This window comes from Flavobacterium sp. 2 (assembly GCF_049949195.1).
Lineage (GTDB): Bacteria > Bacteroidota > Bacteroidia > Flavobacteriales > Flavobacteriaceae > Flavobacterium.
Genome location: NZ_CP188206.1, coordinates 5,083,019 through 5,096,673, shown reverse-complemented (window position 1 = coordinate 5,096,673; position 13,655 = coordinate 5,083,019). Strand labels below are relative to the sequence as shown.

Below are 13,655 nucleotides of genomic sequence, written 5' to 3'. Positions count from 1 at the left end.
CTCGCTCGTCCGCGCGAGGGTTATATCATTTATTTAATTCTCTCATAAACTCTTTTCGGTATTTTATTCAAATCTTTGCCTTGAGATTTCATTAATGAAATGTATTTTAGATACGATTTTTTTGCATTTTCATTGTCATCAAATCCCCATTGTGCATCTCCTAAATTTAAATAAGCGACAACTCTATCTGGAGAAAAGTTTACAATATCTAAAAGGATTATTCTGGCTTCATTAAAATTTCCGCCTTCAATTAAATTATATGCACCATCATTATAAATAGTAATATTTTTATTCGAAATCGGGTAAGCTTTTAAAATATCTGCAATCTTATAAATATCGAGTTGCATTAATTTTTCCTTATTAGAGATGTCATAAAGTGAAACAGTGCTTTTATTAGTTGTTTTGCTAAATTGTTCAACAATATTATTAAAATCAAAATCTTTAATTGATACCGCTATTTGTTGAACTACTTTTTCTTCGCCACTTGATGAACTTCTATAATAGGTTATTGAATTAGAAAACCAATTATTTTCTTTTTTTAGAAAATCAATGTCCATTGAATTTTGCCCACTTATAAACGTTAATGGAATTCCTTTGCTTGAATTATGCCTAATTTTAACAATACAATTTTCAAAACATCTTTCAAAAAGTAAACTTCCTTTTTTACCTTCTAGCGATATACAATTGTCATCTTCAATAAGAAGAGTTATGTTTTCATTTTTGATGACAAGAGAATCATTAACAGTATCTCCAACATCATCACTTGTAATGCAATCTGTTTTTGTCCCTTTTACAATCCTTATATTTTTCAGATTCAAATTATTAATAAAATATCTAACAATTTTAGTGTTTTCATTATTTTGAATTTCCCATTTTGATATTCCTTTCTTTTTATCTACCCAAATAAATCTATAGTAAGACTTTTCTAATTTATCGATAAATAAAGTTGTTCTAGCTTCGTCTTGTTTTACATGATCAATTTTAGAATTTGAATCTTCCATTATTCCTTTTTCAAAAATTGAATCGTTGGAAACCTTTATGCTTTCTCCATCATAACCACAATCTACTATTGCAAATTCATTATTTTTTTGCTGAACTTCTTGCCAAGTTCCTACATAATCTTCGTTGCTATCTAGAGATTTACAGCATATTACTATGCTTAATAAAAATATAATTAATACTAATTTTTTCATCCTTTTTTGTTATTTCTTATTTGTGTAACTGTATAAATATGATTTGTATAAGCGGTTTTTCCTTTTAATGAATAATTTGAAGTGTCGAGATAAAGGCGATTATCACTGCTTGTTCCTTTACTTTTATTACGAGTGCCTACATCGTAAAATCTGTAATATACTTTTCCATTTTCACATGATTTTCCAATGATTACTACAAAATGGTCGGTTGTTCCCTCATTTAATTTTCCTCCTTTATAATTTAAGGCATGATTTACTCCGACCTGAACCGGATTTCCTTCTTTTAATTGCAAATCCAAATATTTAATTCCTCTTTTAGACTCTTCAGTATTTATTACTAATAAAGTATGGTTACTATTTTCTAATGCAGTCTGAAATTTATTTGTAGGAGATGTTGAAGTCAATCCTTGCTTATTTAATATATCATCACAAGTTTTTTTACAAGCTACATTTTGTGCATCAATACCACCCCATTTTGAGTCAAATTGAGTTTGCCATTCTACTTTGTCGGTTAAGTCATAATGGCTAACTTTGCATTTTGGACAGTTATCTGAGGTAATATTTATGCTCTTTTTGCTTACACAATCAAAAGGAAATTTAAATATCTTTTTCAATTCTCTCCATGCTATTTCTCTATCTTTATAACCATTTATTGATGAACTTTTTGTTGCTCCTGGATAGTTAATTAGTCTAGAAGTATCAAAAATGCTGTCTTTATCAGCGTACTCGTTTATTCCAGTTTTTTTCCAATACCAAGCACCTGTATCTGCGGAAATATTTAAATCATCTGCGACCTTTTCATAATCACTGATTATATCTATTCCAGTTTCTTTTTTATATTTTTTATAATTGTCTTCCCAAGTCAAATGTTGAAATCCTCTTCCTCTATAAGGATCATATCTAAAACCAGAAGTTCCTTTTCCTTCACGGGTTGCAGTAAAATACATTGTTTCGACATACATATTTGCAAGAAAATGTATTTTTCTTGCGCATGTTGTTATTTCATATTTCTTAAATGCTTTGTTTATAGCTTCGGCAAATTTTTCAAATGTTCTGTCTGATTTTGGAACATTTGAATATAAATAGAATAATTTATCACTATGAAAAAAAGTTATTGTTTTCCCATCGTAGAAGGTATTATCTCTAATGTTTTTTACCATTTTACTAAGTTCATCCGCAGTTATATCTCTGTTACAATAACATTTTCCTTTTGATTCCGGTTTCTTTTCCTTTTTATCCTCAACATCAACCTTCAAAACCTTATTAGTTGTTTCAACAGGATCCTGCTTAAAAACAGTAGCATCAACATCAACGATTGCACTTTTAATAAAATCATGAGTTTGCAAAACTTCGATTTCAGTAAATAATTCCTGCTCGTTCCCTTCAGCCCAATTGCTTCCGCCTAGACTTCTAGGTATAATATCTAATGGTACCGTTACTATATGAAGGTCGGATTTAATAGTGAAATTATCAGTTAACAACAAGTCATTGCTGACCAAATCGTCATCGTATAATTTAAGGCGAACTTCTTTTCCTGTTAATCCTGTCGAATTTATCCAGACTTTAATCTGTTTTTCTTTAAACACACCTTTAATCTGATTCCCTGCTATATCTGTAATATGTACAGCATTAATTTTACCCTTCACTGTTTTTGTAGCAGTTGGCACGTTAGGTTTTTGTGAATCATTTATAGGTTTCTGGTCTGTGGTCTTGTTTTTAACAGGCTGATGCGGAGTTGTTTTTCCTTTGTAGGGAGCAACTGGTGTTTCAAGCGCATTTACATTGATATTATTACTGGCTATTTTGCCATCTTTGTACTCTGCGGTTACATAAAACTCATGACTTTTATCTTTTTCGTGACCTCTTCTTTCAGCAATTTTTGCAAAGCTTGGTTTTAAAAGAAAATCAATATCCGCCTTTCCGAATTTCACAATTCCAGAAAGTGTTTCTATAAAGTTTTTTTCATTGGCTTTATTATGCCCGGCACCTTTTACATCATCTTCCCACATGGTAACCGATACACTGCGTCTTTCCATATTAAAACAAAATACCCTTGCTTTAACAGTTTGTCCGTATGATAAACGTCCTTTTATTTTGGCACCGTTTTTATCTAATAGTTCGATATGATCTATTTTTGGTTGTGCAGAAAGTGGCTTTATATCGAGTCGAGCTACTTTATCGCCTTTTCGTGCCAAAATACGAATACCATTTCTTGTCAGGCTTTTTTCCAAAAAAGTATAAGAAACCTTATTTCCTCTTTTATCATTCTCTTTTGTTTTTCGCCATTTACCAAATTCTAAAACATACACTTCCCAATAAACAGGATTATAAGAAAAACTATTTTCTTCACTAAAAGGACTGTTCTGAATTTTCTCAAAAAAATCACTTACAGTATATATCTCAAGAACTCCAACTACAGGATTTGGATTTCCTATTATTTTAAAATCTGACATAGTACTTTTATTTATTTACAAATTGAATCGTGATCTTCTAAACTCTCTTTAAATTCAGCCATATTAACCAACGGATTTATCTGATTACTCAAAAGCTCGCTTGCATTTTTGATATTTTGCTTGCTTATCTCCACCTTCTGCCCATGTTTCACAACGCTTATGCAGTCTGGCCCTCCAATTGGACAGGTTGCTTTACTGTCTTCAACTAATATTTTACCCTGATTACTTAGGGTCACTTTTTCGTAGAAAGCACTCCATTGATTTATTACAGCCTGGCAAGGTTTGTAACTACTTCCGGTAGGCTGCAGTTTACAATTACCAAAGGTGTTTTTCTCTAAAGTTTGTCCTATTTCTTTTGTGGTTGCAATTAGCTTTTTTGATGCATCTTTGTCATTTGCAAAATGTTTATTTTGTGATTTTACTTTTAAAATATCCGTTTGAGGCTTTTCACTAAACTTACATTTTAGCGTTGCACCTTGAACTACTACATGTTTTCCGCTCATAATTTTTTTTACCTAAATTAAAATAATTTTCTTACAAAATATAAAATATAATATTTTTCTTTCAATTTAGTTTTAAAGCATAAAAAAAACCGTCTGAAATAATCAGACGGTTTTTTAATTTTATAAATATATTATTTCCTAAACCTTGGCAGTTTCAATAATCTTATCCAATGTAATTGGCAAATCTCGTACACGCTTTCCTGTTGCGTTAAAAACGGCATTTGCAATTGCAGGCGCCATTCCGACTAAAGCGGTTTCTCCCAAACCTTTTGTTCCCATTGGATTACTGATTGGATCTTTTTTATTGACGAAAAAGACTTCCTGTTTTTCAATATCAGCATTTACAGGAACATGATAATCGGCGAAATTATTATTAATTGGACGACCGAAACGATGATCAATTTCTAAAGCTTCCATTAATCCCATTCCGATTCCACCAACAGCTCCACCGAACATTTGTCCAGCTGACGTTTTTTGACTAATTACAGTTCCAATGTCAGCACAAGAAACTACATGAGCTAATCTTATTTTTCCAATATTCGGATTCACTAAAACTTTTACAAAGTGGACAGAAAACGAATAAATTGAATATTTTTTAGCTTCTTCATTTCCTTTAGATTGGTTTTCTACTGCAAAATCTTCTAATTTATTTGCAGCCAATAACGAAGCCAAAGAAACGGTTTTTGAATTGTTTTTTGAAGAAATTACGCCATTGGTAAAAGTCAAATCTGCAATAGGAGTTCCTTTAAAAATTGGAGTTTCGTTAGCTAAACCAAGTATTTTGCTGACTAATAAATTACAAGAATCATGCACCGCAGAACCCACAGATGAAGTCGTCGCCGATCCTCCTTGTGTTGGTCCTTTCGGCAAACCACTTTTACCCATTTCTATAATTATATTTTCAACTGGCATTCCCATAATTTCTGCACCAATAGCTGTCATCATCGTTGCCGTTCCTGGCCCCATATCATTCACACTGCACTGAAGTATTAAATTTCCATCAGCCGAAAATTTTGCTTTTACTGAAGTTGGACTTCTATAACAGCCAAAAGTTCCAGTTCCCATTCCGTATCCGACTAACCATTCACCTTCACGAACTGATCCAGGTTTGTTTTTACGGTTTTTCCAACCAATGCGTTCCATTCCGCCTTCATAGCATTCTAAAAGATATTTACTGCTCCAAGGTTTATTTTGCTCCAAATCTTTTTCGGCATAATTACGTTTACGAAATTCTATTGGATCCAAATCTAGTTTATAAGCCATTTCGTCCATCGCACATTCTAATGCAAATGAACCCGTCGCCTCACCCGGACCACGCATCCAGATTGGCGTACAAGTATCCAAAGGCACAATGCGATAACGTGTTGAAACATTGGCACAATCATAAATAAATCGGGACATGTTTACCGTTCCTTCCATGAAATCTTCATAACTTGAAGTCATGGCAACGGCTTCATGCGTCAAACCTGTGAGTTTTCCATCTTTCGTAGCACCAAGACCCATTTTCTGAATGGTATAAGGTCTGAAACCAACATTCGTAAACATTTGTTCGCGATGCAAAACTAATTTCACTGGGCGATTTAATTTTTTTGCACCAATTAAAGCCGCAATTTCATACGGCCAGGTGTGTAATCCCATTCCAAATGCGCCTCCAATATATTCTGCATGCACCTCAACATCTTCCGCAGGAACATCAAAAACTCCTGCTACACTTCTGCGCGTTCCTTCAACACCTTGACTTTTGGTATATAAAATTGGTTTATTTCCTTCCCATTTTGCAATTATATTGGCTAATTCCATTGGATTATGAACTTCCGTCGGAATCGTATATTCGGTTTCTAAAACAACCTCAGCATTTTTATAACCGTCGTGTTCTCCACGGTGATAATCATTGCCTTTGTCCGTTTCGACTTTCTTTTCTTTATCGGCTGCTTTTTTAAGTTCAGTTGAGTGTTCTTCTTTAAGATAATCTGCCTTAATTAAACTTGCTGCATATTGCATACGCTCAAAAGTATCAGCAATTACAAGTGCAATTGGCTGATCGTAATACAATATAGAATCGTCTTTAAAAATCTGCAGTGGCTGTCCAAAATTATGTTTGTCTTTTGCTTTTTGATATCCAGATGGTTTATCCACATTCAAATGTGTAATTACAGCCAAAACTCCCGGAGCCCATTCTGCTTTTTTAGTATCAATGCTTTTTATTTTTCCTTTCGCAATTGTGCTTCCGACCAAACAGGCATAAACAACCCCGTCTGTTTTATATTCCGCCGAATAAGTAGCGGAACCTGTTACTTTAGCAAACCCATCTACTCTATTAATATTACTTGTCTTGCTCATAATTCAATTATTTAGATGATGCTATAGTTAATGCTTCTACAATGGCATTTGGTCCAAGAGTCAATTTGAAATCATTATCCCCATAACTTTTTGCACCTTTCATTGCCAAATTTGCTGCTTGTCTAAAAGTAGTTTCAGAAATCGTTTTTCCTTTCAGAAATTCTTCCGCTTCCGTCAATCTCCAAGGTTTATGTGCTACACCGCCCATTGCCAAACGTGCACTACTAATAGTATTGTTTTGAATATCCAAAGCTGCAGCAACAGAAACTAATGCAAAAGCATAACTCGTTCTGTCTCGCACTTTTAAATAATGTACATTTTTATTGAAATTATTATCTGGAATTTCAATTGAAGTTATCAATTCTTTATCTAAAAGTGTATTGTCTTTTTCAGGCGTATTTCCTGGCAAACGGTGAAAATCAGTAAATTTGATTTGTCTTTTTCCTTTTGGGCCTTCTACTAAAACTGTTGCGTCCAGTGCTGCCAAAGCCACACACATATCGCTTGGGTGAACTGCAATACAACTTTCAGAAGCGCCAAAAATTGCTGCCATTCTGTTTGAACCGCCAATTGCACCGCATCCGCTTTTTGGAACTCTTTTATTGCAAGGCATATCAGTATTATAAAAATACGAACAGCGCGTGCGTTGCAACATATTTCCACCTACAGTTGCCATATGTCTAATTTGCTGCGATGCTCCTGCAGCTAAAGCTAAAGCCAATAAAGGATGTTTTTCTTTTATTGCTTTATCCTCTGCAACCTGACTATTTTTTGCCAATGCACCAATTGATACTTTTCCGCTTAAGAATTCTATTTTTTTTAAATCCAAAGCTGTAATATCGACCAATTTATCAGGTGCGGCGATATTTTTTTTCATCAAATCAACAAGATTTGTTCCTCCTGCAATAAACATCGCCGAATTTTCTTTGCTGATGCTCGAAACCGCCGAATTAGATGATAGAGCCTTAATTATTTGGAAATTTTTCATGACAGCATCCCTCCTTCCTTAACTTCTGTAATTGCATCAACAATATTATGATAAGCACCACATCTACAAATGTTTCCGCTCATATATTCTCTAATTTCTTCTCTGCTGTTAGCATGCCCTTCTTTAATACAGGCAATTCCTGACATGATTTGACCAGGCGTACAATACCCACACTGGAAACCATCATGTTTGATGAAAGCTTCCTGCATTGGATGCAGTTTTTTCCCTTTCGAAAGTCCTTCGATTGTAGTAACCTGAGCATTTTGTTGCATAGTTGCCAAAGTCAAACAGGATAAAATTCGGGTTCCGTTTATGTGTACGGTACAAGCACCGCATTGACCGTGGTCGCAGCCCTTTTTAGTTCCTGTCAGATGTAATTGTTCTCTTAGTAAATCGAGCAAAGTAGTTCTGGGCTCGATATTAAGATTATGTTTTTTACCATTTACTTCAATAGAAAGCGGAACAGTTTCTAAATATTCAGCTATTTTTTCATCCCATTTATTCTCAGATGCCATAACCAATGAAGGCGGCGTAAAAGCGAGAGCGGTAAGAAGTCCTGATTTTTTTATAAAGTCACGGCGGGAACTTGAATTTTCCTCAGTTTCTTTACTCTGATTTGTTTTTTTAGAAGCCATTTAGTCTATTTTTAAATTAGCAAAACATCTTAGTTATTCTAACAAATTTAACAATCTTACGCCACAAAAAATTATAAAATTCAAACATTAGCTTTATTTAGAATAATTACAATTTCGTGGTGTGGCTTAACCGCAAAGCACGCAAAGTTATTTTGATCTTCCTAATGTTAAATAAACGCAAAGTTCGCAAAGCTTTATGGATAGAGCTTTGCGAACTTTGCGATTTTGCAAATCACTAAGTAAAAAACCTTGCGTTCTTTGCGGTTAAAAAAACAGGAACAGCAGATTTATTTTTTTATTTTTACAAGATCAACCTAAAATTATGTCGCAACAGCCAATCATCTATCTTGATAATAATGCTACAACACGTGTAGATGAACGAGTTTTGAATGCAATGCTTCCTTATTTTACGCATTCTTACGCAAATGCCACAAGTAATCATCTTGCGGGGCTAACTGTAAACGAAGCTGTTGAAAATGCTGCATGGCAAACTGCAAATCTTATTGGTGCTCAGGAAGATGAAATCATTTTTACTTCTGGAGCAACAGAATCAATCAATCTGGCTATAAAAGGTTTGGCAAATCACAAACGAAAACATATTGCTACTGTCGCAACAGAGCACAAAGCGGTTTTAAAAACTTGTGAGTTTATGGAATCCATCGGTTTTGAAGTTACTTATTTGCCTGTGGCTGCTAATGGTATTTTAGATCTTGAAATTTTAAATCAAAATATTACTGATAAAACAGTATTAGTCTGCGTCATGATGGCTAATAATGAAACTGGCGTTCTTCAAAATATTGGAGAAATATCTAAAATCGTGCATTCTAAAGGTGCTCTTTTTATGTGTGATGCAACTCAGACAGTAGGAAAAATTCAAATTGATGTTCAGGCGCTTGGAATTGATCTTTTGCCTTTTTCGGCACATAAATTTTATGGACCAAAAGGCATTGGCGCGCTTTATATTTCGGCGAAAGCCAAAATTAAACTCGTCCCACAATTACACGGCGGCGATCAACAGCGAAAATTACGAAGCGGTACACTAAATGTTCCGGGAATTATCGGTTTAGGTAAAGCTAGCGAAATCGCTTTGACCGAAATGAATGACAATAAAAAACGAATTGAAGAATTAAAAAATAAACTAGAAGCTGGTTTATTGCAATTTAAAGGTTCTTTTATAAACGGAAGTTTTACTGACCGAATTTACAACACTTTAAATATCTGTTTTCCGGGAGTAAATTCAGAACAGTTGATTTTGGCTTTGGGAAATATTTCGGTTTCTAATGGTTCTTCTTGCTCGGCAGTTACATCAGAGCCATCGCATGTTTTGAAAGCTTTAGGATTATCTGATGAAAATGCTTTGAGTTCTATTCGTTTCAGTTTAGGAAAATTTACAACCTCAGAAGAAATCGAAGAAACTATTGAACGTGTTTTGACTTTAGTTCAACAGTTAAGCCAATAGATTTTTTCAAAAAGTTATAGGCTCTTGCAGATTGTTCAGATTGGCATAGATACTTTTAATAAATAATCTATTTAATCTGCTGAATGTGCGGGAGAAAACTCAAAACTCAGACATCAATTTATTATAATCGTCTTCAGTATCGATATCAATATTTCCTTTTTCAAACAAAATAGAAACTACCTCATCTGAAAATTTACTGATTATTTTTTTTGCACCTTCTTGTCCTTTTAATTCCAATAATTCAGCAAAGTAGTTTTTATGAAAAAGAACCGGCGTTCCTAATGTTTCCGAATAAGCCGAAGCTACAATTCCTTTCCCGGTTTTATTATGTTCCTGAATCAAATTTTCAAAAATCAAACTCGAAACATAAGGCTGATCACACACTGCAAAAATGCAATTTTCATAATCAGGATATAAAATCAATAATTTTTGAAGTCCATTCACAATTGATGACGCCATTCCAGATTCCCAATTTGGATTGAAACTTATTTTTATTTTTGACGGATCAAGCTCTTCTTCAATCAATTGATTATTTGCGCCAGTAACCACAATAATTTTTGCATTTGGAACTAAAGATGCTTCTGCAATTGTATTTTTTAAAAGCGTAGAATCTTTGTAGCCTAAAAGTTGTTTTGGCTGTCCTAATCTTGAAGAATTTCCAGCAGCCAAAATTACAATGCCTGTTTTATTTTGATTTTTATGCTCCATAATGAATTTCATCGTGTATTTTCCCTGACTTATATTTTAAGGAAGTCCCTGTTTTTCCCGAAGCAAAAGCTTTGATTTCAGAAACAATCGACAAAGCTATTTCTTCAGAAGTTTCAGCACCAATATCAAGTCCAACTGGACTATGAATTCTTTTTAGCTGTTCTTCGTTTACATTAATTCCTTCCATTTGAAGATCATCAAGCATTCGGTTCAGTTTTGATTTTGGCCCGAGAATTCCAATATAACGACAATCTGTATTCAATAATAATCTTAAAACTGCCAAGTCATATTTGTAGTTATGCGTCATTAAAACAAAATACGTTTGATCATCAATTGTAATGGTATCTAAAAAATCATATGGTTTTACAACCAAAACCTGATTTGCCTTTGGAAAACGTTTTTTTGTAGCGTGAGCACTCCGTCCATCTCCAATGGTTACTTCCCAACCCAATAAAGTTGCCATTTTTACTAATGGCTGTACATCATTTCCTGCACCGGCAATTACTAGCGAAACTGGCGGATTTATATATTCGATTAAAGCTTCGTCATCTGTGCCTTCCTGCAGTTTTTTTATAGATGTTATTTTAGTTTCGAGGACTTCCTTGGCATCCGAAATCAAATTCAATACATTATTATGATGATGTAATGTCGGACTGTCTTTTCTAAAAAACAAGCTTGTTCCTATCTGAATTGCTCTTTTGTTCAATGAAAAAATTGTAACCACAACCGCTTCTTTTCTTTCCGCTTTTAATTGACTCAAAAGTTGGATTGGGTTGTTTTCCAATTCGTCATTAATGTATTCAAACAAAATATGTACAATTCCGTTACATCCCAACTGGAGGCCAATTTCGGCATCGTCTTCATTACTCGTATTATAAGTAACTAATTTATTTTGTTTTTGATTGATGGAAAGGAGTGCTTTTCGCAATGCATCGCCTTCCAGACAGCCTCCGCTTATAGCCCCAGTTAGCAAACCATCTTCAGTAACCAACATACGGGCACCCGGCTGGCGATATGATGAACCTTCAACTTTGACTACCGTTGCCAAAGCTGTTTTTTTTCCTGCTGCATTTGCTTCTGAATAAGCGTTTAAAATTTCGCTGATTTCTTTCATAAAATAATTGTTCATCAGTAAAACAAACTTCTGATGATTCTTTAACAGCCTAAAAGTAAAAAATATTATAAACTTAAAAGCAGGAAAATCATTTAAGTTTATAATATCTCTTATTTAAGAAAGTATTTTTAGAGTGTTTTATTTTTTTAATTCCAAAGAATAATTCAACTCCGATTTAATGATTTTTTTATCGCGGTCGAGCATATAAATTTTTGATTTATCTGTACTCAAATAGCCATAATACATTTGTTTTTCGGTAGGTTTATCCCAATTTAAAATAAAAATTGTTCCGTTTGGGTCGTTTTCTAAACCACGTTCCGTGTTAAAATTGCCTTTTTCTACAAACTCTTTTTCAGGCGATTTTCCTTTATAAACACTTGAAATCTCAAACTTTTGTGCTTCCATCGTTCCGTTTCCTAAATCAATTTTAAGAACAGTCTGGATACCGCTGCAGTCTGCACAAGGAAGTGTTCCTTCATAAACTAGTACATTTTCTTTCGATTTTTCCTCGATCTTAGCATTTACTGAATCTAAAGCAATTATTTTATTTTCTTCTTGTTTTACCTTAGAATGACAAGAAATCAGCTGTATTGCAATCAGCATTAAAATGAATCCATTTTTCATAACCTTAAATTTTAGCATTCTTTCAAATATACAATATTTTCCTACTTTTAAGAAAATTACTTAACAAATCCTAAACGATTATTTTTTCTTACAATATCAATTATATGATGAAGTTTTGTATTTTTATAATTAGCAAAAAAAATATTACCTAACCTTAATAAAAAGCTACATGGGAAAATTTGTGATTACTAAAAGAACCAACGGAGAATTTCAATTCAATTTAAAAGCTGGAAATGGCCAGACAATTTTAGCAAGTGAAGGTTATACTACTAAAGCTGCCGCTACTAACGGAATCGAATCTGTGAAAACAAATTCACAAGATGATGGCCGCTACGACAGAAAAGAGTCAAGCAATGGAAAACCGTATTTTAATTTAAAAGCCAGCAACGGACAAATTATTGGATCTAGCGAAATGTACGAAAGTGTTGCCGCAAGAGAAAACGGAATCGAATCTGTAAAGAAAAATGCTCCTGAGGCTGAAACTGATGATCAGACAGCTTAAAATCTAATATAAAATAAGAACGAGGCCTATTAGCCTCGTTTTTTTATGCCCATTCTACAGTTATTATTTGATATTTGCTGGTAGATATTTAGTCTTCAAATCTAAATCCATATAATAAGTCAAACCACCTCCAAATACTTTAATATAGATTTTAGCTTTATTTCTATCACTAGCCTTTTTAATGTCTAAAACGGTTTTAGAAGTATAGTCCATCCATCTGATTTTTATTTTTGATTGTGGTTTAATGATCCAATCCATTTTTTCAATATCCAAAACACTACTATATTTTATGCATCCTGAACAATTAGCATTCAATCCAAAAATATCTGAACTAGGATAATTCGGCATTTCCCCTCTAAGTTTTTCCTTTCCTTCCATATTAATAAAAAATGCACTTTCAAGCAATACCTCACAAGAATAATTTATAGAGGCGTTCGCAATAAACCAAATGTCATCCTCACTCTTCGCAAATTCATTAAAAGATAATTGGCTGTAAACAAAATCAAAGTTTGGCTGTGTATTTCCGTCAGTATCAATTATGCCAAAATAAGTTTTGCCATCAGCCATTTTTTTTCCTGCAATCGCATAATATTTTCCCTTGTATTTAAAAGGGTCGAGATTCAGAAAAATATCTCCTTTATAAATTCTTGCATATGTCTTCAAATTTCCAAATTCATCTACAGAGAATCCTTTAAAATTAGTATCATAAGAAATCTTTGGATCTGGTTTTTCTCGTTTGGGCTCAGCCATTGTGGGAACTAAATCAGGACTGCTAGTTGGCGATTTTTTCAGCGTTATTTTAAAATTCTTAGAATCAACAGCAAATTCATGATCTTTATAATAACCTGTCATTACAGGATTAAATAATGTATTTACTTGAAAATTTTTAATAGGATTAAGCAATACTTTTTTGGTTACGGCATCTATTAAACCCACTTTATTATTTACTTCAAACGGAAGTACACTTTGGAGATTTTTTTTATCAGCTTTTGCAAAAAAAGCCGCTATTTCATTTTTAATTTTTAAGTCTTCTTGACCAAAACTAAACAAGGAAAAAGATAGAAATAGAATTGTGTAAAGTTTTATTTTCATGTTTTTGTGTTTACAAATTTTAACAGCTAAATGACAATATTGAT

Annotated in this window: 12 protein-coding genes; 2 read left to right on the top strand and 10 right to left on the bottom strand. The window is 33.3% G+C overall.

Features of this window, described 5'->3' with window-relative positions:
* Positions 1 to 29 precede the first annotated feature (29 nt).
* From ACNFIH_RS21995 to ACNFIH_RS21970, 6 genes are all read right to left on the bottom strand, one after another.
* Positions 30 to 1,193 (bottom strand): tetratricopeptide repeat protein, encoded by a 1,164-nt coding sequence (locus ACNFIH_RS21995; protein WP_426484811.1) that lies wholly within the window; start codon positions 1,191 to 1,193, stop codon positions 30 to 32.
* The gene (locus ACNFIH_RS21990) at positions 1,190 to 3,646 is read right to left on the bottom strand and encodes a glycoside hydrolase family 19 protein (protein ID WP_426484810.1); all 2,457 of its coding nucleotides are present in this window, start codon (positions 3,644 to 3,646) and stop codon (positions 1,190 to 1,192) included. Before ACNFIH_RS21990 ends, ACNFIH_RS21995 begins: the two co-directional genes overlap by 4 nt.
* An 11-nt stretch (positions 3,647 to 3,657) precedes the next feature.
* The gene (locus ACNFIH_RS21985) at positions 3,658 to 4,149 is read right to left on the bottom strand and encodes a DUF4280 domain-containing protein (RefSeq protein ID WP_426484809.1); all 492 of its coding nucleotides are present in this window, start codon (positions 4,147 to 4,149) and stop codon (positions 3,658 to 3,660) included.
* Between the two features lie 138 nt (positions 4,150 to 4,287).
* Positions 4,288 to 6,489 carry a xanthine dehydrogenase family protein molybdopterin-binding subunit gene (locus ACNFIH_RS21980; RefSeq protein ID WP_426484808.1) on the bottom strand — a complete coding sequence of 734 codons (2,202 nt, stop codon included), beginning with the start codon at positions 6,487 to 6,489 and terminating at the stop codon, positions 4,288 to 4,290.
* Positions 6,490 to 6,496: 7 nt separating this feature from the next.
* On the bottom strand, positions 6,497 to 7,477 hold the full coding sequence (locus ACNFIH_RS21975) for an FAD binding domain-containing protein (protein WP_426484807.1): 981 nt from the start codon (positions 7,475 to 7,477) through the stop codon (positions 6,497 to 6,499).
* The gene (locus ACNFIH_RS21970) at positions 7,474 to 8,112 is read right to left on the bottom strand and encodes a (2Fe-2S)-binding protein (RefSeq protein WP_426484806.1); all 639 of its coding nucleotides are present in this window, start codon (positions 8,110 to 8,112) and stop codon (positions 7,474 to 7,476) included. Before ACNFIH_RS21970 ends, ACNFIH_RS21975 begins: the two co-directional genes overlap by 4 nt.
* 322 nt (positions 8,113 to 8,434) lie before the next feature.
* Here ACNFIH_RS21970 and ACNFIH_RS21965 point away from each other — a divergent pair, with 322 nt between their 5' ends.
* On the top strand, positions 8,435 to 9,571 hold the full coding sequence (locus ACNFIH_RS21965) for a cysteine desulfurase family protein (RefSeq protein ID WP_426484805.1): 1,137 nt from the start codon (positions 8,435 to 8,437) through the stop codon (positions 9,569 to 9,571).
* 99 nt (positions 9,572 to 9,670) lie between these two features.
* On the opposite strand, the gene ACNFIH_RS21960 is transcribed toward ACNFIH_RS21965, so the two are convergent.
* From ACNFIH_RS21960 to ACNFIH_RS21950, 3 genes are all read right to left on the bottom strand, one after another.
* On the bottom strand, positions 9,671 to 10,291 hold the full coding sequence (locus ACNFIH_RS21960) for a nucleotidyltransferase family protein (protein WP_426484804.1): 621 nt from the start codon (positions 10,289 to 10,291) through the stop codon (positions 9,671 to 9,673).
* Positions 10,269 to 11,393, bottom strand: coding sequence for an XdhC family protein (locus tag ACNFIH_RS21955; protein WP_426484803.1), 1,125 nt, complete (start codon positions 11,391 to 11,393; stop codon positions 10,269 to 10,271). The genes ACNFIH_RS21960 and ACNFIH_RS21955 overlap by 23 nt, the downstream gene beginning before the upstream one ends.
* A 138-nt stretch (positions 11,394 to 11,531) precedes the next feature.
* Entirely contained in the window at positions 11,532 to 12,017 is a 486-nt protein-coding gene (locus ACNFIH_RS21950) for a copper resistance protein NlpE (protein WP_426484802.1), read from the bottom strand.
* Between the two features lie 169 nt (positions 12,018 to 12,186).
* Here ACNFIH_RS21950 and ACNFIH_RS21945 point away from each other — a divergent pair, with 169 nt between their 5' ends.
* Entirely contained in the window at positions 12,187 to 12,519 is a 333-nt protein-coding gene (locus tag ACNFIH_RS21945; protein ID WP_426484801.1) for a YegP family protein, read from the top strand.
* A 63-nt stretch (positions 12,520 to 12,582) separates the two neighbouring features.
* On the opposite strand, the gene ACNFIH_RS21940 is transcribed toward ACNFIH_RS21945, so the two are convergent.
* Positions 12,583 to 13,611, bottom strand: a complete 1,029-nt coding sequence (locus tag ACNFIH_RS21940; protein ID WP_426484800.1) for a hypothetical protein — start codon at positions 13,609 to 13,611, stop codon at positions 12,583 to 12,585.
* Positions 13,612 to 13,655: the final 44 nt, after the last annotated feature.

Coding starts and splice junctions, on each gene's coding strand:
- ACNFIH_RS21995 (WP_426484811.1), bottom strand. CDS start 1,193: ATGAAAAAATTAGTATTAATTATATTTTTATTAAGCATAGTAATATGC.
- ACNFIH_RS21990 (WP_426484810.1), bottom strand. CDS start 3,646: ATGTCAGATTTTAAAATAATAGGAAATCCAAATCCTGTAGTTGGAGTT.
- ACNFIH_RS21985 (WP_426484809.1), bottom strand. CDS start 4,149: ATGAGCGGAAAACATGTAGTAGTTCAAGGTGCAACGCTAAAATGTAAG.
- ACNFIH_RS21980 (WP_426484808.1), bottom strand. CDS start 6,489: ATGAGCAAGACAAGTAATATTAATAGAGTAGATGGGTTTGCTAAAGTA.
- ACNFIH_RS21975 (WP_426484807.1), bottom strand. CDS start 7,477: ATGAAAAATTTCCAAATAATTAAGGCTCTATCATCTAATTCGGCGGTT.
- ACNFIH_RS21970 (WP_426484806.1), bottom strand. CDS start 8,112: ATGGCTTCTAAAAAAACAAATCAGAGTAAAGAAACTGAGGAAAATTCA.
- ACNFIH_RS21965 (WP_426484805.1), top strand. CDS start 8,435: ATGTCGCAACAGCCAATCATCTATCTTGATAATAATGCTACAACACGT.
- ACNFIH_RS21960 (WP_426484804.1), bottom strand. CDS start 10,291: ATGAAATTCATTATGGAGCATAAAAATCAAAATAAAACAGGCATTGTA.
- ACNFIH_RS21955 (WP_426484803.1), bottom strand. CDS start 11,393: ATGAAAGAAATCAGCGAAATTTTAAACGCTTATTCAGAAGCAAATGCA.
- ACNFIH_RS21950 (WP_426484802.1), bottom strand. CDS start 12,017: ATGAAAAATGGATTCATTTTAATGCTGATTGCAATACAGCTGATTTCT.
- ACNFIH_RS21945 (WP_426484801.1), top strand. CDS start 12,187: ATGGGAAAATTTGTGATTACTAAAAGAACCAACGGAGAATTTCAATTC.
- ACNFIH_RS21940 (WP_426484800.1), bottom strand. CDS start 13,611: ATGAAAATAAAACTTTACACAATTCTATTTCTATCTTTTTCCTTGTTT.